The sequence below is a fragment of the Nocardioides sp. Bht2 genome (genome assembly GCF_047308515.1).
GTDB lineage: Bacteria > Actinomycetota > Actinomycetes > Propionibacteriales > Nocardioidaceae > Nocardioides.
Map to the genome: position 1 here is coordinate 1 of NZ_JBLBWI010000004.1, position 23,419 is coordinate 23,419.

23 protein-coding genes, 1 tRNA gene and 1 pseudogene are annotated in these 23,419 nt (G+C 67.6%); 8 read left to right on the forward strand and 17 right to left on the reverse strand.

The features are described 5' to 3' along the window. Nucleotides 1-240: 240 nt before the first annotated feature. Together ACLM5J_RS07730 and ACLM5J_RS07735 are read right to left on the reverse strand one after the other, a co-directional pair. Nucleotides 241-405, reverse strand: a complete 165-nt coding sequence (locus tag ACLM5J_RS07730) for a cell division protein CrgA (protein WP_413655967.1) — start codon at nt 403-405, stop codon at nt 241-243. A 60-nt stretch (nt 406-465) separates the two neighbouring features. Then, nucleotides 466-720 (reverse strand): annotated as a pseudogene (locus ACLM5J_RS07735) (cell division protein CrgA); the annotation flags it as partial. Nucleotides 721-770: 50 nt separating this feature from the next. On the opposite strand from ACLM5J_RS07735, the gene ACLM5J_RS07740 reads away from it, so the two are divergent. Then, entirely contained in the window at nt 771-1,532 is a 762-nt protein-coding gene (locus tag ACLM5J_RS07740; RefSeq protein ID WP_413655614.1) for a DUF881 domain-containing protein, read from the forward strand. Nucleotides 1,533-1,577: 45 nt separating this feature from the next. Here ACLM5J_RS07740 and pknB read toward each other — a convergent pair whose 3' ends face one another. Genes pknB through ACLM5J_RS07770 form a run of 6 tightly spaced genes read right to left on the reverse strand, consistent with a single transcriptional unit; the run spans nt 1,578 to nt 8,752 of the window. Further along, nucleotides 1,578-3,350 carry a Stk1 family PASTA domain-containing Ser/Thr kinase gene (pknB, locus tag ACLM5J_RS07745; RefSeq protein ID WP_413655615.1) on the reverse strand — a complete coding sequence of 591 codons (1,773 nt, stop codon included), beginning with the start codon at nt 3,348-3,350 and terminating at the stop codon, nt 1,578-1,580. A 25-nt stretch (nt 3,351-3,375) separates the two neighbouring features. After that, nucleotides 3,376-4,839: a peptidoglycan D,D-transpeptidase FtsI family protein gene (locus ACLM5J_RS07750; protein WP_413655617.1), complete on the reverse strand. Its 1,464-nt coding sequence runs from the start codon at nt 4,837-4,839 to the stop codon at nt 3,376-3,378. After that, nucleotides 4,836-6,218, reverse strand: coding sequence for an FtsW/RodA/SpoVE family cell cycle protein (locus ACLM5J_RS07755; protein ID WP_413655618.1), 1,383 nt, complete (start codon nt 6,216-6,218; stop codon nt 4,836-4,838). Before ACLM5J_RS07755 ends, ACLM5J_RS07750 begins: the two co-directional genes overlap by 4 nt. Before the next feature lie 4 nt (nt 6,219-6,222). Next, nucleotides 6,223-7,530 (reverse strand): PP2C family protein-serine/threonine phosphatase, encoded by a 1,308-nt coding sequence (locus ACLM5J_RS07760; RefSeq protein ID WP_413655620.1) that lies wholly within the window; start codon nt 7,528-7,530, stop codon nt 6,223-6,225. 4 nt (nt 7,531-7,534) lie between these two features. Further along, on the reverse strand, nt 7,535-8,005 hold the full coding sequence (locus ACLM5J_RS07765) for an FHA domain-containing protein (RefSeq protein WP_413655621.1): 471 nt from the start codon (nt 8,003-8,005) through the stop codon (nt 7,535-7,537). Between the two features lie 36 nt (nt 8,006-8,041). Further along, complete coding sequence (locus ACLM5J_RS07770) at nt 8,042-8,752, reverse strand: FhaA domain-containing protein (RefSeq protein WP_413655622.1); 711 nt, start codon at nt 8,750-8,752, stop codon at nt 8,042-8,044. A 187-nt stretch (nt 8,753-8,939) separates the two neighbouring features. Here ACLM5J_RS07770 and ACLM5J_RS07775 point away from each other — a divergent pair. After that, a tRNA-Leu gene (locus ACLM5J_RS07775) sits at nt 8,940-9,023 on the forward strand. Nucleotides 9,024-9,085: 62 nt separating this feature from the next. Here ACLM5J_RS07775 and ACLM5J_RS07780 read toward each other — a convergent pair. Both ACLM5J_RS07780 and ACLM5J_RS07785 read right to left on the reverse strand, forming a co-directional pair. Further along, nucleotides 9,086-9,451 carry a DUF5997 family protein gene (locus ACLM5J_RS07780; protein WP_413655623.1) on the reverse strand — a complete coding sequence of 122 codons (366 nt, stop codon included), beginning with the start codon at nt 9,449-9,451 and terminating at the stop codon, nt 9,086-9,088. A gap of 199 nt (nt 9,452-9,650) precedes the next feature. Next, nucleotides 9,651-11,099 (reverse strand): AAA family ATPase, encoded by a 1,449-nt coding sequence (locus ACLM5J_RS07785; protein WP_413655624.1) that lies wholly within the window; start codon nt 11,097-11,099, stop codon nt 9,651-9,653. A gap of 265 nt (nt 11,100-11,364) precedes the next feature. Here ACLM5J_RS07785 and ACLM5J_RS07790 point away from each other — a divergent pair, with 265 nt between their 5' ends. The 3 genes from ACLM5J_RS07790 (at nt 11,365) to ACLM5J_RS07800 (ending at nt 13,313) form a co-directional block, all read left to right on the forward strand. After that, nucleotides 11,365-11,589 (forward strand): hypothetical protein, encoded by a 225-nt coding sequence (locus tag ACLM5J_RS07790; RefSeq protein WP_413655625.1) that lies wholly within the window; start codon nt 11,365-11,367, stop codon nt 11,587-11,589. Nucleotides 11,590-12,679: 1,090 nt separating this feature from the next. After that, nucleotides 12,680-12,862: a hypothetical protein gene (locus ACLM5J_RS07795; protein WP_413655627.1), complete on the forward strand. Its 183-nt coding sequence runs from the start codon at nt 12,680-12,682 to the stop codon at nt 12,860-12,862. Nucleotides 12,863-13,130: 268 nt separating this feature from the next. Next, the gene (locus ACLM5J_RS07800; RefSeq protein WP_413655628.1) at nt 13,131-13,313 is read left to right on the forward strand and encodes a hypothetical protein; all 183 of its coding nucleotides are present in this window, start codon (nt 13,131-13,133) and stop codon (nt 13,311-13,313) included. Nucleotides 13,314-13,532: 219 nt separating this feature from the next. Here ACLM5J_RS07800 and ACLM5J_RS07805 read toward each other — a convergent pair whose 3' ends face one another. The 6 genes from ACLM5J_RS07805 to ACLM5J_RS07830 all read right to left on the reverse strand — a co-directional run bounded on the left by ACLM5J_RS07805 (nt 13,533) and on the right by ACLM5J_RS07830 (nt 20,364). Beyond that, nucleotides 13,533-14,267 (reverse strand): hypothetical protein, encoded by a 735-nt coding sequence (locus tag ACLM5J_RS07805; protein ID WP_413655629.1) that lies wholly within the window; start codon nt 14,265-14,267, stop codon nt 13,533-13,535. 275 nt (nt 14,268-14,542) lie between these two features. Further along, on the reverse strand, nt 14,543-14,935 hold the full coding sequence (locus tag ACLM5J_RS07810) for a hypothetical protein (RefSeq protein WP_413655631.1): 393 nt from the start codon (nt 14,933-14,935) through the stop codon (nt 14,543-14,545). A 747-nt stretch (nt 14,936-15,682) separates the two neighbouring features. Further along, nucleotides 15,683-16,903 carry a 3-carboxyethylcatechol 2,3-dioxygenase gene (locus ACLM5J_RS07815; protein WP_413655632.1) on the reverse strand — a complete coding sequence of 407 codons (1,221 nt, stop codon included), beginning with the start codon at nt 16,901-16,903 and terminating at the stop codon, nt 15,683-15,685. After that, nucleotides 16,900-18,672 carry a bifunctional 3-(3-hydroxy-phenyl)propionate/3-hydroxycinnamic acid hydroxylase gene (locus ACLM5J_RS07820; protein WP_413655633.1) on the reverse strand — a complete coding sequence of 591 codons (1,773 nt, stop codon included), beginning with the start codon at nt 18,670-18,672 and terminating at the stop codon, nt 16,900-16,902. Before ACLM5J_RS07820 ends, ACLM5J_RS07815 begins: the two co-directional genes overlap by 4 nt. Nucleotides 18,673-18,683: 11 nt before the next feature. After that, nucleotides 18,684-19,544 (reverse strand): alpha/beta fold hydrolase, encoded by an 861-nt coding sequence (locus tag ACLM5J_RS07825; protein ID WP_413655634.1) that lies wholly within the window; start codon nt 19,542-19,544, stop codon nt 18,684-18,686. Between the two features lie 133 nt (nt 19,545-19,677). Next, a complete protein-coding gene (locus tag ACLM5J_RS07830; RefSeq protein ID WP_413655635.1) occupies nt 19,678-20,364 on the reverse strand; it encodes an IclR family transcriptional regulator in 687 nt (228 codons plus the stop codon). 141 nt (nt 20,365-20,505) lie between these two features. On the opposite strand from ACLM5J_RS07830, the gene ACLM5J_RS07835 reads away from it, so the two are divergent. Together ACLM5J_RS07835 and ACLM5J_RS07840 are read left to right on the forward strand one after the other, a co-directional pair. Continuing rightward, nucleotides 20,506-21,876, forward strand: coding sequence for an MFS transporter (locus ACLM5J_RS07835; RefSeq protein WP_413655636.1), 1,371 nt, complete (start codon nt 20,506-20,508; stop codon nt 21,874-21,876). Between the two features lie 84 nt (nt 21,877-21,960). Continuing rightward, nucleotides 21,961-22,287, forward strand: a complete 327-nt coding sequence (locus ACLM5J_RS07840; protein WP_413655637.1) for a hypothetical protein — start codon at nt 21,961-21,963, stop codon at nt 22,285-22,287. 49 nt (nt 22,288-22,336) lie between these two features. Here the strand turns inward: ACLM5J_RS07840 and ACLM5J_RS07845 are convergent, their stop codons facing one another. Beyond that, on the reverse strand, nt 22,337-22,690 hold the full coding sequence (locus ACLM5J_RS07845; RefSeq protein ID WP_413655638.1) for a VOC family protein: 354 nt from the start codon (nt 22,688-22,690) through the stop codon (nt 22,337-22,339). A 138-nt stretch (nt 22,691-22,828) separates the two neighbouring features. Between ACLM5J_RS07845 and ACLM5J_RS07850 the strand changes: the two genes are divergently transcribed. Next, the gene (locus ACLM5J_RS07850) at nt 22,829-23,326 is read left to right on the forward strand and encodes a flavin reductase family protein (protein ID WP_413655639.1); all 498 of its coding nucleotides are present in this window, start codon (nt 22,829-22,831) and stop codon (nt 23,324-23,326) included. Nucleotides 23,327-23,419: the final 93 nt, after the last annotated feature.

Here is a 23,419-nt window from a genome sequence, read left to right on the forward strand (position 1 = left end):
GATCTCGACAGGCTCGATCTGCGGGCAGGTGATCTCGACAGGCTCGATCTGCGGGGTGGTGATCTCGACAGCCTCGAACCAGGGAGTTATCCCCACTGTGGATAACACCTGTGGAGAACTACAGACGTGTTATTCACCGCTGTGGAGGGGCCTGTGGAGGAATTTGTCCCCGGCCTGAAACGGCGGAAGCCCGCTGTGGATAACAGCGGGCTTCCGGGTGGAACGGGGTGTGGGTGCGGCTCACTCCCAGCGCGTGGCGTAGGTGAAACCCACCGCCATGAAGCCGATACCGACGACCAGGTTCAGCTGACCGAGGTCGGTCAGCAGCCACAGGTCGTGAGCGTTGTCGGCGAAGACGTAGAAGGTACAGATCCACAGCAGGCCGATCAGGAAGCAGCCGAGCATGCCGACGACGACACCGCGACCGCGACCAAGCGGCGTCGACGGGTGGGCGGCGACCGCGAGGCCGAGCAGGATCGCGCCGAAGCCGATCGCCCAGTTCCAGTCGTCGAGCTTCTTGATCCCCGGGATCAGGGTCTTGGGGTCGGTGCCCTCAAGGCGAACCTCGCGCACGTAGAGCGTCCAGATCACCACATAGGCGATACCCGCGGCGACCAGCAGGATCGCCAGCAGGAAGCGAACCGAGAAAATCGGACCGGTCTGCGCGTCGGGATCGACGAACGCGTCCTTGGTCTTGGCCACTGAACTCTCCTCTGATCTTCGGGGGCGCGATGCATCGCCGCATTGCGCACCCGGTTAGCGTAGTCGTCATGACCGCACGTGATCACGGGCACCGCCGGAAAATGAGGAAGTGGCGTATCGCCACCCCCCTCGTCTTCGGCTGCGCCGGGATGCTGTTCTGGTCAAGCGCGAACTCCAGTGACGGTACCGACCTCCGCCCCGGTCGCAACGACGACCTGGCCAGTCTGGTCCGCAGCGAGAGCAAGCAGTACCAGGCACTCGAGGACCGCGCCGCCGCGCTGAACCGCGACGTCGACCGGCTGACCGGGCAGGTCCAGGACCGATCGGTGCGGACCGAACGGCGTAAGGCGGCCGTGTTGGCCGGCCCGGCGGGCTTCGGCCACGTCGAAGGTGGCGGCCTGCGGGTCGTGCTCTCGGATTCGCCTGCCGAGGTCCGGGAGAGCTCGGATGAGAACATCAACCTGTTGATCGTGCACCAGCAGGACATCCAGGCCGTCGTCAACGCGATGTGGCGGGCCGGAGCCGAGGCGATCACGGTCCAGGGGCAGCGGCTCGTCTCCACCACCGGGATCAAGTGCGCGGGTAACTCGGTGGAGCTGCAGGGCATCCCGTACCCGCAGCCGTTCGTGATCGAGGCGGTCGGCGACCCGACCGCGCTCCAGGCCGGCGTCGACGCGGACCCGTACCTGACCTACTACCGTTCGCAGTCGGTCGACCCGGCGATCGCGATCGGGTGGGAGATGAACCAGAGCAGCGACGTCGTCGCTCCTGCTTACAACGGTCTGCGCACCCTGCAATACGCAACCGCGCTGGATCCCGAGGATTCCTGAGGAACCTCGCGAGCCAGCGCGGCTGCGGTGGTGCGGTGGACCGGGTCAGTCGCGGAGCATGCCCGGAGCCAACCGCGGGTTGCCGTTGTCTGGCAGGTCGGTCGGCAGGTCGGTCGGCAGGTCCGTGGGCTCGTCGGTCGGCAGGTCGGTGGGCTCCTCGGTGGGCTCCACGTAGGTGGAGACGGTGATCCGGATCTCGGTGTTCTTGATCGCGGTCTCACCTTCCTCCGACGACTGGCTGATCACGGTTCCGGCGGGCTCGGTGGTGTCGTCGGACTCCACCACGTAGACCCGGAACCCGGCGTCGCGGATCCGCTTCTCGGCGGCGTCCTGCTTCATCCCGACCACGAAGGGGACCTCGTTCGGGCCGTCGGAGACTCCGAGCACGATCACGGTGCCGGGCGGCACCATGTCGCCCTCGGCGATGCTCTGGTCGAGCACCTGACCCTTGGGGTCGTCGGTGTCACGATCCTCGAACCGGACCCGCAGCCCCAGGTCGCGCAGTTGTTGGGCGGCTGCGGCGCGCTTCTCGCCGATCAGATCGGGGACCTCGACGGGCGCCGGGCCGGTGGAGACGAAGATCTCGACGACGGTGTCGGGGGAGACCCACTGGCCCTGCGACGGCGTCACGTCGTAGACCACGCCGGCCTCGACGTCGGCGTGTGGCGTCTCGGTGACCTTGTAGTCGAAGCCCGCGTCGGTGAGGAGCCGTTCCGCCGCAGCCTGCTTCTCGCCGATCACGGTCGGCACCTGGATGTCGGCCGGGCCGTCGTCGCCGCCGCGGTTCAGTGCCCAGATCGTGCCGGCGACCAGGGCGAGCACGAGCGCGCCGACGAGGATCCAGAGCCCGGTCCGCTTCTTGGGCTCTTCCTCCTCCTCGACCGGCGCTGCGGCGACAGCGGTCTGCTGCGGCAGGTAGGCGGTGGAGGCGGCCAGCGGGGTCGCTGCGACGGCGGGTGCCGCGACCGGGCGTCCGGCCAGGTAGCGCTCGATGTCGGTCCGCATCGCCGCGGCGCTCTGGTAGCGGTCCTCGAGGCGTTTGGCGAGCGCCTTCATCACGATCGCGTCGACCTCGGGCGGCAGCTCGGGGTCGAACGTCGACGGCGGGGTCGCGGGTTCGCGGACGTGCTGGTAGGCCACCGCTACCGGGGAGTCGCCTACGAAGGGCGGGCGTCCGGTGAGGAGTTCGTAGAGCAGGCAGCCGGTGGAGTAGACGTCGGAGCGCGAGTCGACGGTCTCGCCGCGGGCCTGCTCCGGGGAGAGGTACTGGGCGGTGCCGACCACGGCCGCGGTCTGGGTCATCGTGGTGGAGGCGTCGGAGACCGCGCGCGCGATCCCGAAGTCCATCACCTTGACGTCGCCACCGGGCGTCAGCATCACGTTGGCGGGCTTGATGTCGCGGTGGATGATGCCGGCGCGGTGTGAGTAGTCGAGTGCGGAGAGCACGCCGGAGGTGATCTCCAGGGCGCGCTCGGGGAGGATCTTGCGACCCTCGCGCAGGATGTCGCGCAGCGTGCGGCCGGCGACGTACTCCATCACGATGTACGGCTGGGCGACGCCTTCTTCGGACATCTCCTCGCCGGTGTCGTAGACCGCCACGATCGACGGGTGGTTCAGCGATGCCGAGGATTGCGCCTCACGGCGGAACCGCGCTTGGAAGGTGGCATCACTCGCCAGGTCCGTGCGTAGACGCTTGACCGCCACCACTCGGCCGAGGCGGGTGTCGGTGCCCTTGCGGACCTCCGCCATGCCGCCGCGCCCCAGCAGTTCGCCGAGCTCGTAGCGCCCGCCGATCAGGGTCGGTTCGTCGTTGGTCATCTCAACCCATTCCTTCGTACCGGTGTCACTTGATCACCGCGTCCATGATCGCCCGAGCGATCGGTCCGGCCTGTCCGCTGCCGGAGACGACGCTTGCGTTCGACTTCTGCACCATCACTGCGACGGCGACCTCTTGGCCGTCCTGGGAGGCGTAGGAGACGAACCACGAATAGTTCTGGCACCCGGCGCAGTTCTCCGCGGTGCCGGTCTTGGCGCCCACCCGGACGCCAGGGATCTGAGCGACCGAGGCGGTGCCGCGGTCGACGGTGTTCACCATCATCTTGCGGAGCTCGCCCGCGGTGGACGGCGAGATCGCGCGGCTGAACTCCTCCTGCTTCGCCGTCTCCAGGACGTCGAGGTCGGCGGAGCGCACCTGGTCGACCAGGTACGGGCGCATCACCACGCCGTCGTTGACGATGCCGGCCACCACCATCGCCATCTGCAGCGGCGTCGCCTGGACGTCCTGCTGGCCCATGCCGGTCTTGGCGAGGAAGTCGGCCGAGATGTCGCCGGTGGGGTAGCTGCTCGCGGACTGCTCGCTCTCGGCGAAGTCGCGCAGCAGGTTGCCGTTGTTGAACCCGAACTTCTCGGCCTGCTCGAGCATCTTCTTGTGGCCGACCTGGTTGGCCAGGGCGAGGAAGGTGGTGTTGCAGGACTGTTCGAGAGCCTGGGAGAACGTGATCTGGTTGCTGCCACAGTTGCGGCCGCCGTTGGTGATGCTCAGGCTGGTTCCGGGCAGCTTGTAGCTGGGGCCACCGGGGACCAGCGAGTCGGCGTCGTAGCCCTCGGACTCGATTGCCGCGGCGGCGGTGACCAGCTTGAAGACGGAACCGGGGGAGAGTCGGATCTTGGTGGCGCGGCTCTGCAACGGCTTGTCGGGGCGGGTCTGCATCGCCTTGTCGTAGGCGTCGACCGCGGAGGTGTCGTGGCTGGCGAACTTGTTCGGGTTGAAGCTGGGCAGCGAGACCATCGCCAGCACCTTGCCGGTGCTCGGCTCGATCGCCACCGCACCACCCTGGACGTTGTCGCCGAGTGCGGCCAGGCCGTCGTAGGCGGCGCGCTGGGCAGCCGGGTCGATGGTCAGCGAGACGTTCCCGCCCTTGGGGGAGGAGTTGTTGACCAGGTCGACGAGGCGGGTCACGAAGAGGCGGTCGTCGTCGCCGCTGAGCAGCTTGTTCTGGCTGTTCTCCAGCAGGGTGGAGCGGGCCAGCGCGAAGTAGCCGGTGAGTGGCGCGTAGAGGTACGGCCGGTAGGGGTAGACCCGCTGGAACTTGTAGCGGTCGTCGGAGGGGCGGGACTCGGCGACCGGTCGCCCGGCGACCAGGATCGCGCCGCGCTCGCGGGAGAGGGTCTCGTCCTTGACCCGCGAGTTGAGCGGGCTGTCGCGGTACTCGTCGGCCTTGAAGTACTGCACCCAGGTGACGTTGAGCAGCAGCGCCAGGAAGAGGAAGAGGCAGAAGACCGACATGGTCCGGATCGGCTTGTTCATGACAGCTTCACCACCTGCGTCTGCTCGGCCGCGTTCTCGTCCTCGATGTCACCCGACAGGTCGGGGACCGGGCGCCGGGCCTGGTCGGAGACGCGGAGCAGCAGCGCGATGATCACCCAGTTGGTGACCAGTGACGAGCCGCCGTAGGAGAGGAACGGTGTGGTCAGACCGGTCAGCGGGATCAGCCGGGTGACGCCGCCGATGACGACGAAGACCTGGAGCGCGACGACCAGCGCCAGACCGCTGGCCAGCAGCTTGCCGAAGCCGTCGCGGCAGACCAGGGCGGCGCGCAGGCCGCGCTCCACGATCAGGCCGTAGAGCAGGATCACGGCCATCACACCGGTCAGGCCGAGCTCTTCGCCGATGGCGGAGAGGATGAAGTCGGACTCCGAGTAGGAGGTCAGGTCGGGACGCCCCATGCCGAGGCCACGGCCGAGGAGGCCTCCCCAGGCCATCCCGAAGAGCGAGTTGCCGACCTGCTGCGAACCGGTCTCCCAGCTGGCGAACGGGTCGGTCCAGGCGGAGACGCGGGCCTGGACGTGGCCGAAGAGCTGGTAGGCGACCAGGGCGCCACTGAAGAACATCGCGGCGCCGACGACCAGCCAGCCGGGGCGTTCGGTCGCGATGTAGAGCATGGTCAGGAAGATGCCGAAGAAGAGCAGCGACGAGCCGAGGTCGCGCTGCAGGACGAGGATCGCGAGGCTGACCGCCCACATCGAGAGGATCGGGCCGAGGTCGCGGCCGCGGGGCAGGTCGACGAAGAGCAGTCGGCGACCGGCCAGGGCGAGCGCGTCGCGGTGTAGCACCAGGTAGCCGGCGAAGGCGACCACCAGCAGCACCTTGGCGACCTCGCCGGGCTGGAAGCTGATCGGGCCGAGCCGGACCCAGATCCGGGCGCCGTGGATGCTGGTCCCGAGGATCGGCAGCATCGGCATGATCAGCAGCACGATCGCGCTCAGGCCGGCGGTGTAGGTGAACCGCTGCAGCACCCGGTGGTCGCGCAGTACGACCAGGGTGAGCACGAAACCGACGACGCCGATGGTCATCCAGGTGAGTTGCTGGCGGGCGAGCTCGCTGTCGCGGGCGAGGTCGAGGCGGTAGATCATCGCCAGGCCGAGGCCGTTGAGCGCGGTGACCACCGGCAGCAGTACCGGGTCCGCGTAGGGGGCGGTGAACCGGACGGCGACGTGCGCGGCGATCGAGAGCGCCGTCAGCCAGCCGCCGTAGATCACGATGTCGGCGGGCAGTTCGTCGTTGACGCCGAGGCCGACGGCCGCGTACGCGCCGAGCCCGACGGCGAGGGCCAGGATCAGCAGGAAGAGCTCAGCGCCGCGACGGCGGCGATGAACGAACCCGAGGAAGCTTCCGGTCTGCGACATCTGTTCAACCTTGTCCGGTCGGGCCGGTGGGGTCGACGGAGTCGTCGTCGCTGATGCATTCGGAGGCGGCCTGCAGTTCGGTGACCGTGCGGCGGGCCGCGGAGAGGCTGTCGGCCTTGATCCCCTCACGGATGTCGTTGGCCTGGTAGGCGCAGATCTCGTCGAGGGTGAGGTCGAAGGTCTCCACCGGGGTGGAGAGGTCGAGCAGCGGGATCGAGTAGTCGACGCCGCGGAAGATGGTGACCTTGTCGTTGTCGACCGAGACGTAGTACTGGCGCTGGGAGAGCACGTAGAGCGCGGCGGCACCGGCCCAGGCGAGGCTGGCCAGGATCACCAGGACGCCGAGGATCTTCAGCCAGGTGAACCGCTGCGGCGCGCGCGGCGCGTACCGGGCGATCTCGGGGTCGATCGGGTCGCTGGGGATCGCGTGCGCCGGGGCTTCGGCGGGGATCTCGTCGTACTCGTCGGTCTCGGTGGCACGGTGGCCCAGAAGGCGGCCGGCGCGCTGACCGAAGCTGCGCCGCGGCAGGTCGGCTGCGGCGCCTACGAGCATCGGCGGCTGTTCGGCGACCGGGGGTTCGCTGACTTCGGCGACGACGCAGGTGACGTTGTCGGTGGAGCCGGCCTCCAGGCTGGCGCGGACCAGTTCGACGGCGGCGTAGTCGACGGTGCCGTCACCGAGGATCGCGGCGAGCTGGTCGTCGTCGAGGACGCCGCTGGCGCCGTCGCTGCAGAGCAGGATGCGGTCGCCGAGGGCGAGTTCGACCAGGAAGAGGTCGGGCTCCGTCTCGTGGACGCCGTCGACGGCCTTCAGGATCAGGTTGCGGTGCGGGTGGACCCGCGCCTCGGCCTCGGTGATCCGGCCTTCGTCGATGAGGGACTGGACGAAGGTGTGGTCGCGGGTCAGTTGGCTCATCACGCCGTCGCGCAGCAGGTAGGCGCGGCTGTCGCCGATGTGTCCGATGCCGAGCCGGGCGCCGTCGAAGAGGGCGAGGGTGGCGGTGGTGGAGGTGCCCGAGATGTTCGGGTCCTCGTCGACCAGTTCGCCGATCCGGTCGTGGGCGCGGTGCAGGGCGCCGGCGACGGAGCCGAGCAGGTCGTCGCCGGGCGCGGCGTCGATCCGGCGCAGTTGCTGGATCGCGGTCGAGGAGGCGATGTCGCCGCGGGCCGCGCCGCCGACACCGTCACAGACGGCGAGCAGCCAGGGGCCGGCGTATCCGGAGTCCTGGTTGTCCTTGCGGACGCGGCCGACGTCGGAGATCGCGGAGAAGGCCAGCTGCAGGGGCGCGGCCGAGGAGTCGGGGGCGGTCAACGCGTCACTTCCTCAACTCGAGGACGGTCTTGCCGATGCGGACCTGGATCCCGAGCGCGAGGGTGGTGGGCTGGGTGATGCGGGCGGCGCCGACGTAGGTGCCGTTGGTGGAGCCGAGGTCCTCGACGAACCACTGGTCGCCGGAGAGCGCGATCCGGGCGTGTCGGGTGGAGACGTAGTCGTCGTCGAGGCGGATCGCGGCGTCGGGGCCGCGGCCGATCAGGATCGGTGCCTGGCTGAGGTCGGCGCGGGCGCCGGCGTTGGGGCCTTCGACGACGGCGACGTGGGTGGGGGAGCCGCGGCGGCGCGGCGGGTTCTTCGGCTGTTTGCCGGGCTTGTTGGGTCGCGGCTGGGCCGACGCCGGCAGCCGGGCGCCGTACATGTCGGTGCGGATCACGCTGATCGCGGAGAGGACGAAGATCCACAGGATCGCCAGGTAGGCGAGCCGGACCAGGAAGAGGGTGAGCTCACTCATCGGGGTTCGCCCTTCGTGCGGCGCCCTGCGGCGTCGTCATCGGATCGCCTCGCGGACCAGACGGACTGTGATCACGGTGGTGCCGATCTTGACCTGGGAGCCGTCGCGCAGGGTGGCGCTGGTGACCTTGTGGCCGTCGACCAGCATCCCGTTGGTGGAGCCGAGGTCGTAGACCTCCACGTTGGGTTCCTGGCCGGTGTGCTCGACGCGGAACTCGATGTGCTGGCGACTGATGCCGGGGTCGTTGATCCGCAGACCGACGTCGGTGCCGCGGCCGACGACGAGGCCAGGCGGGTTGAGCGGGTGGCGGACGCCGTTGACCTCGAGCATCGCCTCGGCGCGGCCGTACTGCGTCTCGGTGGCGTGCGTCGTCACCTTGGCCTGGGCGGCGCTGCGGACCCGGAAGCGGCCGGTGGTGAGGTCGTCGGCCTGCTCGAAGTCGATGCTGACCGGGCCCGGGAAGACGTAGCTCTGCTGGTCGGCGTGGTCGCGCAGGGTGTTGGTGAGCTCTGCGGAGAGGGTGCTGTCGAAGGGGGCGAGCCGGTCGAAGTCGGCGCCGCTGAGCTCGACGTGGAAGGTGTTGGGCACCAGGCGGCGGTCGCGGCTCAGGATCTGTGCGTTGTTGTCGACCTCGCGCTGGAGGGCGGCCGAGATCTCGACGGGTTGCACCGCACTGCGGAAGGCGCGCGCGAAGACACCGGAGATGAACTGTTCCAGTCGGTTCTCGAACTTCTGGAGCCCACTCATCCGCGCCTCCTCTCTATGTTGCTCGTTGCGTAGCGCTGGCAGCCTGTGTCCAGGCAGCCTCTCACTTACCCACGACTCGGGTAGGTGGACACCGGTGATCGTATCGGTGTGGCGGTGGCCAAGTGCCGGATCAACCCCGCGGTTTGGGCGATTCGCCTCGCGTGGGCTAACGTTTCCCTTGCTTCAAGCGCGAGTGGCGGAATAGGCAGACGCGCACGGTTCAGGTCCGTGTGTCCGAAAGGACGTGGGGGTTCAACTCCCCCCTCGCGCACGCTTGAGTGAAGGCCCCGGTCCAGTGGACCGGGGCCTTCGTCGTTCTCTGGGCGATTCGGTTCAGTCCAGGGGAGCGTCGACCCACCCGGTGAACTGGCTGCCGACGCCGGGGATCTCCACGCGGACCTCACCCGGGAGCGGCTCCGGCAGCGCGGACGGCTCGTGGGAGTCGCAACTCACGTAGGTGAACGTCGGCCACCACTTCTTCGGCCTGGCCTTCTCGGTCAACCCACAGACCTCGCACACCAGATCGACCCACACCGGCTTCTTCCCGGTCCGATTGGCACGCGACTGCACCAGCCACGGCGGCGGGTTGTCCTCGATCTCGCGCAGCTCGGCCTCGGTGAGGGTCGAGGGCAGGCCGTGCCGGGCGGCCATCTCGATGGGGATGTCCAGGCGTTGGGCAGCTTCGCGACGGGTGATCACCGCCTCAACGATAGTCAGGGTTGCTGAGAGCGCAGGCGTGGGAGGCAGTCGTGGTCGAGAGGTGGGGCATGCGGAACTTGCAACTGGTGAGCTGATGTCGGTCCCGTCACTCACGTCACCTTAGGAAAGGCTGCTTTCTTGGTGGTGGTTACGGGCACTCGCGGCGGAGTGACGCGTCTTCGGGAGTGCGGTTCCTTGGCTACTCGTCGCGGTAGCCAAGGACTGCGCGGGTCATCTGGTTGCGGGTGTCCAGAAGGTCATCGAGGGAAGTGTCCAGGTCGTCGGCGGTGACTTGCAATTGGGTGCCGACCGACTGGTCCTCGCGGTCGGCGGCGACTACCGCGGCGCGCCGTAGGAGCTCCTTGAGGAAGGAGGCTGTGACGCCATTGGTGCGTTCGAGGACACTCTCTATCCGGCTCAGGTCGACATCCAGGGCGCCGCGGTAGAGCTCGACAAGTCGGCGCCGCGAGTCGCGATCCGGCAGCGGGATGTGAACGGCCTGGTCCACGCGTCCGGGCCGAGAGGCTAGGGCTGGCTCGAGGAGGTCTGCCCGGTTGGTGGTCAGCAGGAAGACGACGTCGGCATCCTCGTCGAGTCCATCCATCTCGTTGAGAAGTGTGAAGAGAAGTGGTGTCTCGCCGCCGTAGTGACTACGTTCCTCTGCGATCAAATCGACGTCTTCGACCACGATCATCGCCGGCTGCAGGGCACGGGCCACCGAACACGCCTCGCGGATGCCGTGCAGTGTCTCGCCGGTGAGCTCGACGACTGTGGTGTCGACCAGTTCGCTGATGAGGTAGCGCACGGAGTGGGTCTTGCCGACGCCGGGCGGTCCGTAGAGCAGCATTCCGCGCTTGAGGTGCTGCCCGGCGGCCCGCAGACGCGTTCTGTTGCGGGCCACGCCGACAACCTGGCGGCGCAGGTCCTCGAAGGTGGTCGCGGGGAGGATCAGCTCCTCGCGCGAGGTCGTGGGGCGCTCGCGGAAGCGCAAGAGCGACGATCGTTCACCGAACATGCTGTGCCCGAACGAGACGACCTGTCCTCGGTAGACGTTGTGCTCCAGAGCGAGCTGGCGGAGCCGCTGGCCGAGGTGCTCGGCTGCGTCCGGACGGGTGGCGATGATCTCGAGGGTCACGTCCGACAGGCCGCTCTCGGGGTCGGGTCCGCGGAGGAGGACCGCCATTCGGTGATCCTGAGTCGCAAGCAGGATGACGGCGGCGCTCAGGCATTCGCGGGTCCTGTCGCCGGGGCCGCTGGGCAGATTGATCTTGGTGACGTTGCCCGGTTGCGGTCCGCCGAAGTGGGACTCGTCTCCGATCAGGTCAGCGATTCCGAAGGGTCCTCGGTGGCGATGACCGGCCACACCGATGACCTCGGCTTCGTTGCCGTGCTCGGCGAGGATGACGTCCAGAGCACCTTGCACGTTCACGTGCTCGTAGGCCGGCCACTGTTCCAAGGTGACCGGGAGCTCGTGCACGCCGTTGCCAAGGTGTTCGATGAGGAGCCTGCGGAAGGTAGGTCGGTCGGCTGCACGGGCTGCGGAGACGAAACGCCGTACGACGTATCGGCCGTATCGACGCACGTCAGAAAGTTGCGGGGCGTGGTCGTCGATCGGGGAGGGCGCCCCGGTGGATACGGAGAACGACATGCCGGGAGCGTAGGGCACCCTGACCGCGTCGCGCGATGCCCGTTTTGGACAGGCCTTGAGCCCAATCGCGGCGGAGAGACGCGGGTCTGCCGTTGCCGGCGCCCGGATGTCCGTTGATGCGGCTGGGGTCAAAGCGCTAGGACGCACGCAGGGGAAATCGTGAGTGCCCAGCCCACCGAAGAGACCGTCCTGTCGATTCTCCGCGAGGCCCTACGCGCGGCGTTGTCCACGTTAGACGGCGCAGCACATGGGTCGGTCTGTACGGATGGCACTTGGCGAAGCACTTGGTGGCGTCGCGTTATCAGGCCTCGACAGCCGAATGGTCGGGTACAAACTGAGTAAGTACGACGAACAATGGAACGAGACGGCGCGCCGCTACTCGCTTGTCTGCCTGGAGTGGATCGACCTGTGGGCCGCGCGTTCGCGGCTGGCGTTTCGCTGGCCGAAGCTCATTATGTTCGACGCATGGCTCGACGCGAGGCAGCACTGAGGGGCTCCTGTCCGTGGCATATCTGCGTCGACACAGACTGGCGGTGGAGCGACGTGGCGGGTTGGGCTGGCTTTCAGCAGGCCTACCAACTTCAGCCAGCACCGGCTGACCACCCTGGTCCACAATGTCGCCATGACCGCGAACCGCCCGCCCCCGCCACGTCACCCGAAGGTATCGCTCGGCTGACGCTTGACGGCCCAGTCGAGGCGTTCCGCGCCGACGGTCTCGTGTCTGTCAAGCGCTCACGGCGGAGTCGTGCCGGCAGATTCACTCGCAATCGTGTTCCGTCTCAGCATGGAACGTTCGAGTACGAGATTTCGTGGCTGGAAGAAGACGGTAGTCCGTTTCTGTTCGACGGCGGAGTCGGTGAGCTATCCGACCCAGTGATTCACGGTCTTTGTGAAGGGAGCGTGGTTCTCTACGGCGAGACCTTCACCGCGCGAAGGCTTGAAAAATCTGAGTTCATTGAGGCCAACCGCGTGATTCGGAGCGGTGACGAACCTCTGGTCCGCCCCCGGGGCTTGCGGAGTTCCGACGGGAGCCTCGTGCCGATCAGAGTGCTGCGAACAGGTCGGCGACTGGCACGATGGCCGTCATCCCGCCACCGAAGCTGATGGCTGCCCAGCCGAGGCTGTCCCACCAACTACTGCGCTTAGACATTCGGCGCGCACCCTCGCCTGCTGTTGATGCCAACGCCATCTGCACGAATCCACCGAGGGCTAGCAGAGATGCTCCATATGCCGGAGCGAACAGCTGCATCGTCGGCCAGTCCCGACTGGCAGCCCACAAGACGGCCAGAACGATTGCGGTTAGCGCGGCGACGGTTGCCAGAGCCTTCGCGCCCTCGAGGAATGACTGCGTCTTGGTTCGGTGTTCGCTCACGACAGGACGATTTCATGGGGAATCGGCCGGCGTCGGGGTTTTCCCGTTTCTGTCTCGATCACTCTAGACCGCACGCCGCCGGGCTCGCGTCCGGATCGATTGCCGACAAGGTCGGCGTGACTGCGCCCGTTGTGTCGCGGGATCGCTGCGGCGTGGGCGATGCGCTGGACCACCCGATACACGTCACGTCGATCAACCGGCTTGCCTGGTGAGCGAACCCAAGATGAGTCGCCCTGGTCGACCGCTCGTCTCGGCATACCTCGAGCACTCGAAGGACCGGGACAGTGATTGGCATGGCACCGGGCTTGTTGCCCTTGCCGCCCAGGTGCAGGACACGGTGGCTGCGCAGCGTCTCGGCGTAGTCCTCTATCCGGACCACCGCCGCCTCTGAGGATCGCAACGCGTTGATCCCAAGCAGGTAGGCGAGGGCGCCGTGATGGACCACGATCGTCTTAGCGATCTAGAGGAACTGAATGAGCTCAGGTCGGTCGAGTCCTTGGTTTACGTGACTCATCCCGATGTACCTCGGGTGGGCGGGCGTAGACCGCTGGGTCGGTGAATGTGAGTCCGTCGATGTGGGGAATCGGAAGTACCCGCGTACCTATGCATCATCGTGACCACGGCTCGTCCATGAGGCTACCCTCAGTCAAGGAGCAAACGTGAAGCTCGATGTGTGCACATTCGACGCCGTTCAAGGCGTCGATCCCATTGATCTCGCACCAGGCGAACCGCCGGGGCAGTTGGTAGGCGTACAGGCGCTGAGTCAGTCCGGAATGGCGAGCGAGGAACGTGATGGCGGTAAATTGCGCGGGCGTCATTTTGGCAGGCTAGAACGGCATTAGCTCCCTAGGAGCGTATTGGCTGGTCACGGAGTCCCCCGCAGCGATACCGGAGTGACCCGCTATGCTTGCCGTCGACCCGACGAGGTCAGAACACCGCCGCTATGTGCAGCAGGGCGACCGGAAGTATTGATTGGTACGCCGCGACAAGCCCCGCAAGCGGCGGCTTCGACGCACTCTCCTTTCGCCGCCGGGCTACGGGGTAGAACTACCTCGCGAACCTCAAATGGTTCCAATATCTTGGCGAGCTGCTTCCCTGTACGCGTCGCGCGCCTCATAGACGGTTGACAATCTTTCTTGGGCCTTCGTCACGCTTTCGTCCCACTTCTCTGGATCTTTTTCGTACATGTCGAACGAAATCAGCATCACCCACACCCCGCGAAGCCGTCCGACAGCGACTTCGGCCGCTTTCGCCGCCGAAGTCGAGGCTAGAAGGTGAACGATGGCCAACTGCTTCTCTACTAGCTCGTGGGCTTCGGCAGCCGCATCTTGGAAGGGCTTGCGGTCTTCCTTGCTGTACCCGAATAAGCGCGCCAGGCTAGCCTTGCTGGAGGCACTGCGGAAAGCGTCAATCGCAAGCGAGTACGCCTCAAGCAGATCGGCGTGCGCTCTCTTTCGCTCATCCCGCCAATGCTCGGCCAACGCGTCTGCACGCTCCTGCTCGCGCCGGCGTGTTTCAGCAAGGCGGTCCCGGCTCCGCTCGCGATGGTCGTCGCGTCGCACTCGTTCCTCCCGCCTTCCAGCGAGCCATCCCTGTGCGACGAGTGCGGACGTGGTGATGACGGCGACCCAGATCGTGTCGGGGAGGTCCCCGAGAGCGAGCCAACCGGGCGCTTCCCTTGACGCGAAGGTCGCCCCGATGCCGATTGCCGTTCCTGCCAGGAGGCCGGTAATAGGTCCGCGGAACTCTCGTCTTTCAGGGTTCTGCTGAGAGTCGTCATCGGAGTCCAGTGTCATATCGCAGAGGATACGGAGGCCACCTGCCGTGACCGACCAAGCCAGACTGATAATTCCTTCGCCGCCCCATCGCTATGGCCGTGGTGCTGTGACAGGCAACCAAACGCGCCGCTGCGCAGGTCGGCGGAAGGACGCGGAAGCTGCGCCCCAGTTCGGATTCACCATCGAGGACCAGACGCTGCTCAGCTGCCAGAGAAGCTTCCTGACCGTGTCGGTGGCGCCAGATGCAGGCCACGCCCGGCCACGCCCGGCGGCGACAGGCGGCGACTGGCGGACTATTTTCCCGGCACCCTGCGGAGTTTGCCGTTGACTTTCACACCAAGCTGGATCGGCCGCTTGAGGAGGCCAGGGCGGGGCTCTGGAGGACGGCTACTGAGCGGGGCGACATACCCGCCGTTTTCGGAGACAAGCACCCGCGTGCCGTCACCGAAAAGATCGAACGCGATGCCGAACCGTGCGTGTCCAGTCTTGTCGCGTACCCAATCATTGTCGGCCTCTCCGGAGAGGTAGAACTCGATGCGAACCGCACCACCGGCCGACACCTGCTGCAGCTTCCGTCCGGCCTGCTGGTTGATCCTGGGCTCGCTGGTTTCAAGCGTGCCGACGTGCTCCCATGAGTTGCTGAACGGGGCGGCCGGGTCGCGATTGACCAGAACTTGGATTGTCACCCCGGGACCCTATCGGGTCACCGACGTACGTCGTCTAGCCCGCTTAGGTGTCGGCACTCGTACGTGCGGAATTGCCAGACACGCGCTGCGGCCGCCCTGCGACGGGATGTCGGTAGATAGGTACATCCGCGCCGTCCGTCGACAGGCGGCGGAATGCAGCAGCACTGGTCTGAACCGAGGACATGCCGCCAAGCGGTCACTACGGTGTCGGGGGGGGGAGACCCCTGTCGATGCTGCAGAGAGAATGTCGAAGTTGGTCCCCGCTCGCGAGGACGGGTGGGGAATCGTGCGATGCGACGGAACTCTGGAGGAGTTGGCCGCATACCGAGCGGGCTCGGGCGATTACGGCTGGACGTTCGTGCGTACTGCGAGGTCGGCGACCTGCTGATCGGAACGGTGGGCCAAGGGCGATCTCGCGTCATAGTCAACGTAAATCGCGTTGAGGGCGTTGATGCGCGTGGAGTGATATGGATGCCGGAGACAGAGGTTCCGATCGTTCCGCCTATCGGATGGTCGGAAGTCGCAGCACGGTTCGGGAGAACGAGCGCATGGCAGCGCCTCGATGGCCGAGTCGCCAGGTCGTTCGTGGGCGCCCTTGTCGCTGAACTGCGCAGTGCGACTGATCTTCCAGAACTCGAGGGGCAACTCGGATTGGGACGCTGTCGCAAGCGGTCGCCTACCGCGGCTCTCGGATTCATCGCCCCCGAGACCCGGTCGCCACCGCGAAAAGCGCCCAACGAAGTCCGGTTACAGCTCGCCTTGCGAGCGGGCGACCTGGATTCCCCGCGCCACAGCACCGGTGATGAGCAGGTAGAGCGCTGGGCCGACGGTCACCATCGAGAGGACGAAGAAGGCCACCGGACCTTCGTCGAGGTAGGCGGCGAACCCTGCGGCCAGGCCGAGGAGGAGGGTGCCGGCGATCAGGTACCCGACCGGGGTCAGCACGAAGAGGGGCGGGCCGATGTCTTGCTTCATGCGCGCAGCATGGCAGAGCGGAGCCGGCAGGGTGCCGACTCCGCTTAGATGGCTCAGCTGGTCTGCGGCGGTGACCACGCCGAACCCCGCGATGTACTCGGGGATCGGCCGGTAGAAGGACGACGCCACCTCATACGAACCGGCCGCGGCAAGGGCGCTGAACGAGGCGAGCCAGGTACGGACCTCGTGGGCCGAGTTGCCGGCGTCGGCGGTCATCTCATCCGGCGTCATCGCGTCGAGGGCTTCGAGATCCCCCGAGGCCAGGGTCGCCATCAGGGCACGGTCCCACTCCGGGTTGAGGTCGCGGATCGCGGCCCGGCCGGCGGCGAACTCCCTCGCGGTGTCGATCACCCGCTGCTGGCGGGCGTCGCGGGCCGCGGCGGTCGGGTGACGGCCGTTGAGCAGCATCGCCCGCTGCTGCTCGTTGGCGTGCGCCCACTGCGGCACCGGCGGGTCGTGGGAGAGCCCGCCCGAGCCGATCACCAGCACCCGTTCATCAAGCTCAGCAAGGAACGAGCCGATCGCGGCACCCAGCTGGCGGATGCGCCGCATCCGGGTGAACGGTTTGGCGACGCCGTTGACGAAGACCGGGATCGTCGGCACCGTGTCGATCCCGCCGAAGAGGATCTCCAGCGGCTGGATCGCGCCGTGGTCGATCTCCATCCGCCGCGAGATCGCGACGTCGACATCGGCGTCGATCACGTGCTGGGCAAGGCGTTCGGCCACCTCGGTGGGCACATCGAGCGGGCCCTCCGTGGTGCCGTAGTCGCCGACGCCGAGCGCCTCGTAACCGATGCAGAACGGCGGCATCAGGTCGTAGAAGAACCCGTTGTAGTGGTCCGGAGCGAACGAGACGACGAGGGTCGGGTCGTAGTCGGCGACGAACCTGCGTGCCTCGGCGAACGCACCCTCGACCGCCTCGGTGACGTCGGCCGGCGGGCCGGCGAACTCCAACAGCGGGCTGTGCGACATGCAGACCAGGGCGAGGCTCATACGAGGGCTCCTTCGGTCGTGACGGGCTGGACGGATGCTGGTGCGCCGACGTCCGAGAGCCGGTACGACGCCGCGGCGAAGGTGGCGCCCAAAGCCTCAGATGCCTGCTGGGCAAGGGATGCGGCCGCGACGAACCGGTCGGGACGCAGCATGACGACGCCACAGGCCCGGGTGTCGAACCAGTTCTTGAGCCGACCGTCGACGTCGCCGACCACCGTCACCGGAACCGGTGCGTCGGCGAACTCCTTCTCCGCCCAGGGGCGTTGCGTCTCGGGCATGAAGCTGACCAGACGGACCCCGAACCTCCGCACCAATTCAAGATCGGACGGGCTCAGGTGCCGGGTCGGGTCGTTGCCCCACGCGGCCAACGTCCACCACCCGCCGAGCACGTCGTCGAGCAGCACCCCGGACGCCGTCGCCGTGTTGACCCGCGGCTGGATGAACTGCAGGCCCACCGGCGAGACGGCACCAGCGTTGTCCACGAACGGCTGCAACCGGCTGCCTTTGAGGGAGACGTCGCTACGCCCCGGCGTCAGGCTCGCCTGGTCGACGACGACGCCACGTGAGTACCGCGGCATCGGCTTGAACCGCAGCTCCGAGAAGTACGCCTTCGCGGACGGCGCCACGTTGAGTGCCGCAGCCGCCCGATCACGGAGCCAGCCCTTGACCGGCCCGCACTTCATGATCGCGCCCGCCGCCATGTTGACCTCGATCATGTCCGAGGCGTGCTGGTGACGCTCGTCGGTGTAGGTATCGAGGAGGGCGTCGTCGGCCTGCCCGGTCAGCACCGCGGTGAGCTTCCAGGCCAGGTTCGTCGCGTCGCGGATACCGGAGTTCCAGCCCTGTCCCAGCCAGACCGGCATCAGGTGCGCGGCGTCGCCGGCGATCAGCACCCGGCCCTTGCGGAAGGACGACGCGATCCGGCCGTGGTGGGTGAAGACCCGTTGGTTGATCACGTTCAACGAGGTCGGGTCGGGCACGTGCGGGGTGAGCACGCGAGCCATGAACTCGGGGGTGTCCACGAGCTCGGTCTTCTCGTCGTCGAAGAGCATGAACTCCCAGCGACGGATGCCGTGCGGGAGGCCGATCGAGACGTACGGGCGGCGTGGGTCGGCACCGAGGTAGACCGACGGCGTACCGAGCGGGTCGTTGTCGACGTCGACGACCAACCAACGCGTGGACGGCGACTTGCCGACGAACTCGACGCCCATCCAGCTGCGGGTGAAGGAACGCCCTCCCTCGCAGCCCACCACATAGGAGGCCCGCAGTTCGGTGGTGCTGCCGTCGGCGAGCTCGGCGGTGACGACCACCTGTTCGCCGTCCTCGGCCAGTCCGGTGACCGTGTGGCCGAACCTCAGATCCGTGCTGACGAAGCGATCCAGGCCCGCGGCCAGCTCCTTGTCGACCAGCGGCTGGATGAAGCCGTGCTTGCGCGGGTGGCCGAACTCGTCGGTGCGCGGGTCGTTGGTGGCGAGCACCTGGCCTTTGCCGTTGACGAACCGGACCACGTGGTGCGGAACGGTGTACGGACGCACCGACTCCCACAGGCCCGCGGTCTGCAGGGTGCGCACCGACTCGTCGTCCAGGCCGACGCCGCGGGGATAGTCGATCAACGAGTCGCGGGTCTCCAGGACCAGTGCGCTCTGGCCGCGCAAGCCGAGCAGGTTCGCCAGGGTCAGCCCGACCGGGCCCGCGCCGATGATGATCACGTCGGCGTCGTTCGGCAGCGGCCACGTCTGCCGCATGGTCGAGGGGTTCTCGGTGGTCATCGCCGCTCTCCTCAGTTGTGGGAGAGGAAGTCGACGACCAGGCGGTTGAACTCGTCGGCGTGCTCGATCATCGCCCAGTGGCCGCACCGGTTGAGCAGCACGAGGCGCGAGTTCGGGATGTTCGCGAGCAGGTTCAGGCTGACCTCGAAGTGGAGCACGCGGTCGTCCTTGCCGTGGATCAGCAGGGTGGGTACCGCGATCTCGGGGAGCTTGGCGCGGTCGACCTTGATCGGGATCGGTGCGCCGTGGGCGAGGCCCTCGACGTAGTTCGCCAGATGGTCCGGGCGCTCCAGCGCGGCGGCCGAACGGGCGCCGGTGAGCTCGGGGGTGGCGAAGCGCTCCTTGTCGTAGGTCATGATCTCGACCAGAGCCTTCATGTTCTCGGGGCTGGCGTCCTTGTAGGCACGCACCAGCACCTTGAGACCTTCGCTGGGGCCGTCGCCGGGGCCGAAGAGCGATGCCTGGCCGCGTCCGAGCGATGCGCCCATGGTGACCAGGTGGGTGAGCCGCTCGGGGTGCAGCGTGGCGAAGCGGACGGCGGTGTGCGCGCCCATCGAGTTTCCGACCAGCGCGGCCCGCTCGATGCCGAGCGCGTCGAGCAGCTCGAAGAGGTCGCGGTCGTGGTCCATGTCGATGGTCGCCACTGCCGACGATCCGCCCCAGCCGGGCATGTCGGGAGCGACGACGTGGAACCCGGCGTCGGCGATGGCGCCGATGTTGCCGGAGAAGTTGGACCAGCCGGTGGCACCGGGGCCGGAACCGTGCAGGAGGACGACGGTCGCAGCACTCGCCTCACCTGCCTCGTAGTAGCGGATCTGCGTCCCGGACGGGAGCGTGATCTCGCGGGCGGTGGACTGCTGGGTGACGGTCATCTCGGCTCCTTGCTCGATATCTGCACACCAGGATGCGTTATTTGCACGCCATCGGGCAAGCCTCTGCCCCGCTCAATGTGACCTCAGCGCTGGATCAGGCGCTGAATTGCGACGCTGAGGTCACATTGAGCGGTCAGGCGAGGGCGGCGTGCAGACGCTCGGCGGCGGCGATCAAGGTGGGCGGCGCGCCCTCGGCGAGATCGGCGCGGTGGGTGATCAGGTTCAGGCAGGCCGCGGGCATCCCGGGGGTGGGTGGCAGCGGGACGGCGACGCCGTACGCGCCGGGCTCGACCTCGCCGAAGGTGGCCGCGTAGCCACGGCTGCGGGCCTCGGTGATCGCGGGCGCTTCGCCGGGACGGGCCGGGCTCGCGGCGAGCAGGGCGACGCCGGCGGATCCGCGCCCGAGTGGGTGGTGGGCTCCCGCCCGGAAGGAGATCAGGTAGTTCACTCGGGGCGGCTCGACGACCGCGAGTGCCACTGCCTCGTCGCCTTCGACGACCAGGAGTGAGACCGTCGCGTTGAGCTCGGCGGCGAGTTCGTGCAGGACCGGGTCGGCGGCCTCCCGCAGTGCCAGATGGACGCCGGCCGAGAGCGCGGCGAGGCCGGCGCCCGGGAGGTAGCGGTTGTCGCGACCGCGGGTGACCAGGCGGAAGTCCGCGAGTGTTGCCAGCAGGCGCGACGCGATCGAGCGGTGCACGTCGAGCTCATCGGCGATCTCCTGGACGCTCAGGCCGTTCCGTGCGCCGGCGACGAGCTGCAGTGCGCGGAGGCCGCGAGCCAGGGTCTGAGAGCCGGCGGCCGAGCTGCGTGCGGGTTCCATGTGCCGCAGCCTAGTGGCCCGTCGAGGTCCAAGTAGCGGGGCCAGGGCGTTTCAGAAGACTTGACAACGCGCTGTGAGCGCCCTCACGCTGTTCGTTATTAACATCAACGCGTGCGATATATGCACGCCTGAGGGAGTCTGATGAACCTCGACGCAGCCATCCGCAACAACCCGATGACCCGATTCCAGTGGTCCGTCGTGGCGATCTGCATCCTGCTCACGATGATCGACGGATACGAGATCCTGATCACCGCGTTCACGCTGCCGGCGTTGACCGAGCACTGGGGGCTCGGTAGTAGCCAGCAGGGCCTGGTCGCCTCCGTCGGCACCCTCGGCATGGGCATCGGCGCCGTGCTGCTCGGGCCCCTTGCCGACCGGATCGGCCGACGTCGCCACATCCTGTGGTCGCTGGCGCTGATCGTGCCGGGGATGCTGCTCAGCGGCCTGGCCTGGTCGTTCGAGTCGTTCCTGGTCTTCCGGTTCCTCAGCGGTCTCTTCCTCGGCGGGATCGTGCCGAGCATCAACGTGCTGGTCGCCGAGTACGCCAACAAGGAGCGCCGCGGCGCGGTGATGGGCGTCTACGGGATCGGACTGCCGCTCGGTGCCGCGATCGGCGGCTTCCTCTCGGTCGGCCTGATCAACGCGTTCACCTGGCGTGGCCCCTACTTCTTCGCGGCCGCCGTCACGGCGGTGCTGCTGGTGCTGGCGATCTTCCGGCTCCCGGAGTCGGTCGGCTACCTGGTGCAGCGGCGCCCGGCCGGTGCGCTCGCCGCCTACAACCGGATCGCGGTCCGGGTCGGCGTCGCCCAGGTCGACGAGTTGCCTCCGGCCGCCGTCGCCACCGAGGTCGGCGTCGGCTCGATGTGGCGCGGCATCATGCTCCCGCGCACCCTGCTGCTCTGGCTCGCCTACGCCACCTTGATCGGCGCGTTCTACTTCGCCAACAGCCTCACCGCCAAGCTGGTCACCGAGGCCAGCGGTGACCCTGACTTCGGGATCCGTGCCCAGGCCCTGGTCGCGGCCGGCGGCGTGGTCGGTGCCCTCGTCTTCGCCTACGTCTCCCGCAAGGTCCACCCGCGGGTGGTGACGGCCTGGATCATGGCGTTCGGAACCGCTGTCTTCTTCGCCTTCGCCGCCTTCTTCGAGGATCGGACGATGGTCGTCCTACTGGCGATCCTGGTCGGCTTCGCCGTCAACGGTGGTCTGGCCGCCTACTACGCGATCAGCCCCTCGATCTACCCGCTCGCCGTCCGCGCGGCGGCCGTCGGCCTGATGATGGGCCTGGGTCGGATCGTCGCCTTCTTCGCCCCGAACATCGCCACCTACCTGCAGAGCCACGGCTTCTCGGCCGGCGACCTCTACCAGCTCTACGGCGGCGTACTCGTCGTCTCCGGGCTCGCGGTGCTGGGCCTGCACGCTACCTATCGCGGCGCGAACCGGCGCGACGCGATGGACGAGGAGGACGTGCAGGGGCAGGCTGGCGCGCGTCCGATGGCGAACGCCGCGCGCTGACGCTCGATGTGACCTCAGCGCTGTGAAACCTCCGGTTTCCACGCGCTGAGCTCACATTGAGTTGCGGGGCGCTACCGTGGCCCGATGGTGAGTGACCCGGACGTCGAGTACTTCGGCAGCTTCGAGGTAGTGCCTGAGTCCGGTCCGCCCAAGGATCTGGACACCGACCACTGCTGGTTCTGTGGCCAGGCGCCGGGTTCGGTGGTGGTCGACGTCGGGGAGACGCCGCCGGGCCGGAGTTGGGCGATCGGGCGGTGGTGGGCGTTGTGCCGTGACTGCGTCGCCGTCGGGAGTCGGGACGGCGCCGAGGGGCTCCTGCCCCGGGCCACCGAGGAGCTCGCCGAACTGCCGATGCTCGACGAGATCGTGCAGTCGATCCTGGCCGCGCTTCGCGACCGCCGTTCAATGTGACCTCAGCGCTCGGAAACCTCCGGTTTCCGCGCGCTGAGGTCACATTGAGTTAGAGGGGGGAGTGGACGACCAGCCACTGGCCGTTCGGGTCACGGAGGACCGCGCGGATCTCGTGGGGGCCGGCGGTCGGTTCGGTGACCACGGTGGCGCCTGCGGTGCGAAGAGTGGCGACGGCTGCGGCGACGTCGTCGACGCGCAGGGTCAGGGCGGGGTTGCCCTCGGTGATGTCCTCGGGGCCGCTGACCAGATGGACCGTGGTGCCGCCCGCCTTCAGGGCCGCGTAGCGCTCGCCGTCGCTGAAGCTGAGCTCGCAGCCGGCGCTCTCGGTGTAGAAGGCGATCGCGGCGTCCAGGTTCGGCACCGGCCACATCACGCTGGCCGGACGGGTGAGCTGGAGGGACATCGGGGCTCCTTGTGACTCGGAACGGGAAGGGTGTTCCCGTCTGTCTTCCTATCTTATATAGTTATAGAAAATAGACGGTCGGTAGGCCGTTCGCACAACGGCTTGCAGAGCGACAGCTTGCAGAACTGAGGGACAGCGATGACACAGACAGCGGGAGCCATCCGCGTTGACGAGGCACAGTTCCGTGCCGTGATGGGCGAGGTCTGCTCGCCGGTCGCGGTCATCACCAGCGCCTTCGACGGCGCTCCGCACGGCACCACGGTCAGCGCCTTCGCCTCGCTCTCCCTGGAGCCCGCGATGGTCAGCGTTGCGCTCGACCTCAACTCGAGCCTGCTGGCGATGATCCGCTCGTCGCGCCGCCTCGGCGTCAACGTCCTCAGCGAGGAGCAGGCCGAGCTCGCCCTCCGCTTCGCCCGCAAGGGTGATGACAAGTTCAACGGCGTCGAGTGGGAGTGGGACCACGGCCTGCCGCGGTTGGCCGAGACCGCCGGTTGGCTCGCCTGCGACGCCACCGACCTGGTCGTCGCCGGTGACCACGTACTGCTGATCTCCTCGGTCGAGCATGCCGCCGTCGCCCCCAGCCCGCCGCTGGCCTACCACCGCCGCACCTTCGGCACGCACTCGGCATACGCCTGAGCGTCGCTCCACAAATAGAAGAACGGGTGTCCCGGAAGGGACACCCGTTCTTTTTCGTAGCCGCCGCGAGGGGGCGCGGCGGCCACGAAGGTC

Bases quoted from the DNA above. Each gene is read 5' to 3' on its own strand.
- ACLM5J_RS07730 (WP_413655967.1), bottom strand. From the start codon at position 405: ATGCTCGGCTGCTTCCTGATCGGCCTGCTGTGGATCTGTACCTTCTAC.
- ACLM5J_RS07740 (WP_413655614.1), top strand. From the start codon at position 771: ATGACCGCACGTGATCACGGGCACCGCCGGAAAATGAGGAAGTGGCGT.
- pknB (WP_413655615.1), bottom strand. From the start codon at position 3,350: ATGACCAACGACGAACCGACCCTGATCGGCGGGCGCTACGAGCTCGGC.
- ACLM5J_RS07750 (WP_413655617.1), bottom strand. From the start codon at position 4,839: ATGAACAAGCCGATCCGGACCATGTCGGTCTTCTGCCTCTTCCTCTTC.
- ACLM5J_RS07755 (WP_413655618.1), bottom strand. From the start codon at position 6,218: ATGTCGCAGACCGGAAGCTTCCTCGGGTTCGTTCATCGCCGCCGTCGC.
- ACLM5J_RS07765 (WP_413655621.1), bottom strand. From the start codon at position 8,005: ATGAGTGAGCTCACCCTCTTCCTGGTCCGGCTCGCCTACCTGGCGATC.
- ACLM5J_RS07770 (WP_413655622.1), bottom strand. From the start codon at position 8,752: ATGAGTGGGCTCCAGAAGTTCGAGAACCGACTGGAACAGTTCATCTCC.
- ACLM5J_RS07785 (WP_413655624.1), bottom strand. From the start codon at position 11,099: ATGTCGTTCTCCGTATCCACCGGGGCGCCCTCCCCGATCGACGACCAC.
- ACLM5J_RS07790 (WP_413655625.1), top strand. From the start codon at position 11,365: ATGGCACTTGGCGAAGCACTTGGTGGCGTCGCGTTATCAGGCCTCGAC.
- ACLM5J_RS07805 (WP_413655629.1), bottom strand. From the start codon at position 14,267: ATGACACTGGACTCCGATGACGACTCTCAGCAGAACCCTGAAAGACGA.
- ACLM5J_RS07815 (WP_413655632.1), bottom strand. From the start codon at position 16,903: ATGAGCCTCGCCCTGGTCTGCATGTCGCACAGCCCGCTGTTGGAGTTC.
- ACLM5J_RS07820 (WP_413655633.1), bottom strand. From the start codon at position 18,672: ATGACCACCGAGAACCCCTCGACCATGCGGCAGACGTGGCCGCTGCCG.
- ACLM5J_RS07825 (WP_413655634.1), bottom strand. From the start codon at position 19,544: ATGACCGTCACCCAGCAGTCCACCGCCCGCGAGATCACGCTCCCGTCC.
- ACLM5J_RS07830 (WP_413655635.1), bottom strand. From the start codon at position 20,364: ATGGAACCCGCACGCAGCTCGGCCGCCGGCTCTCAGACCCTGGCTCGC.
- ACLM5J_RS07835 (WP_413655636.1), top strand. From the start codon at position 20,506: ATGAACCTCGACGCAGCCATCCGCAACAACCCGATGACCCGATTCCAG.
- ACLM5J_RS07840 (WP_413655637.1), top strand. From the start codon at position 21,961: ATGGTGAGTGACCCGGACGTCGAGTACTTCGGCAGCTTCGAGGTAGTG.
- ACLM5J_RS07845 (WP_413655638.1), bottom strand. From the start codon at position 22,690: ATGTCCCTCCAGCTCACCCGTCCGGCCAGCGTGATGTGGCCGGTGCCG.
- ACLM5J_RS07850 (WP_413655639.1), top strand. From the start codon at position 22,829: ATGACACAGACAGCGGGAGCCATCCGCGTTGACGAGGCACAGTTCCGT.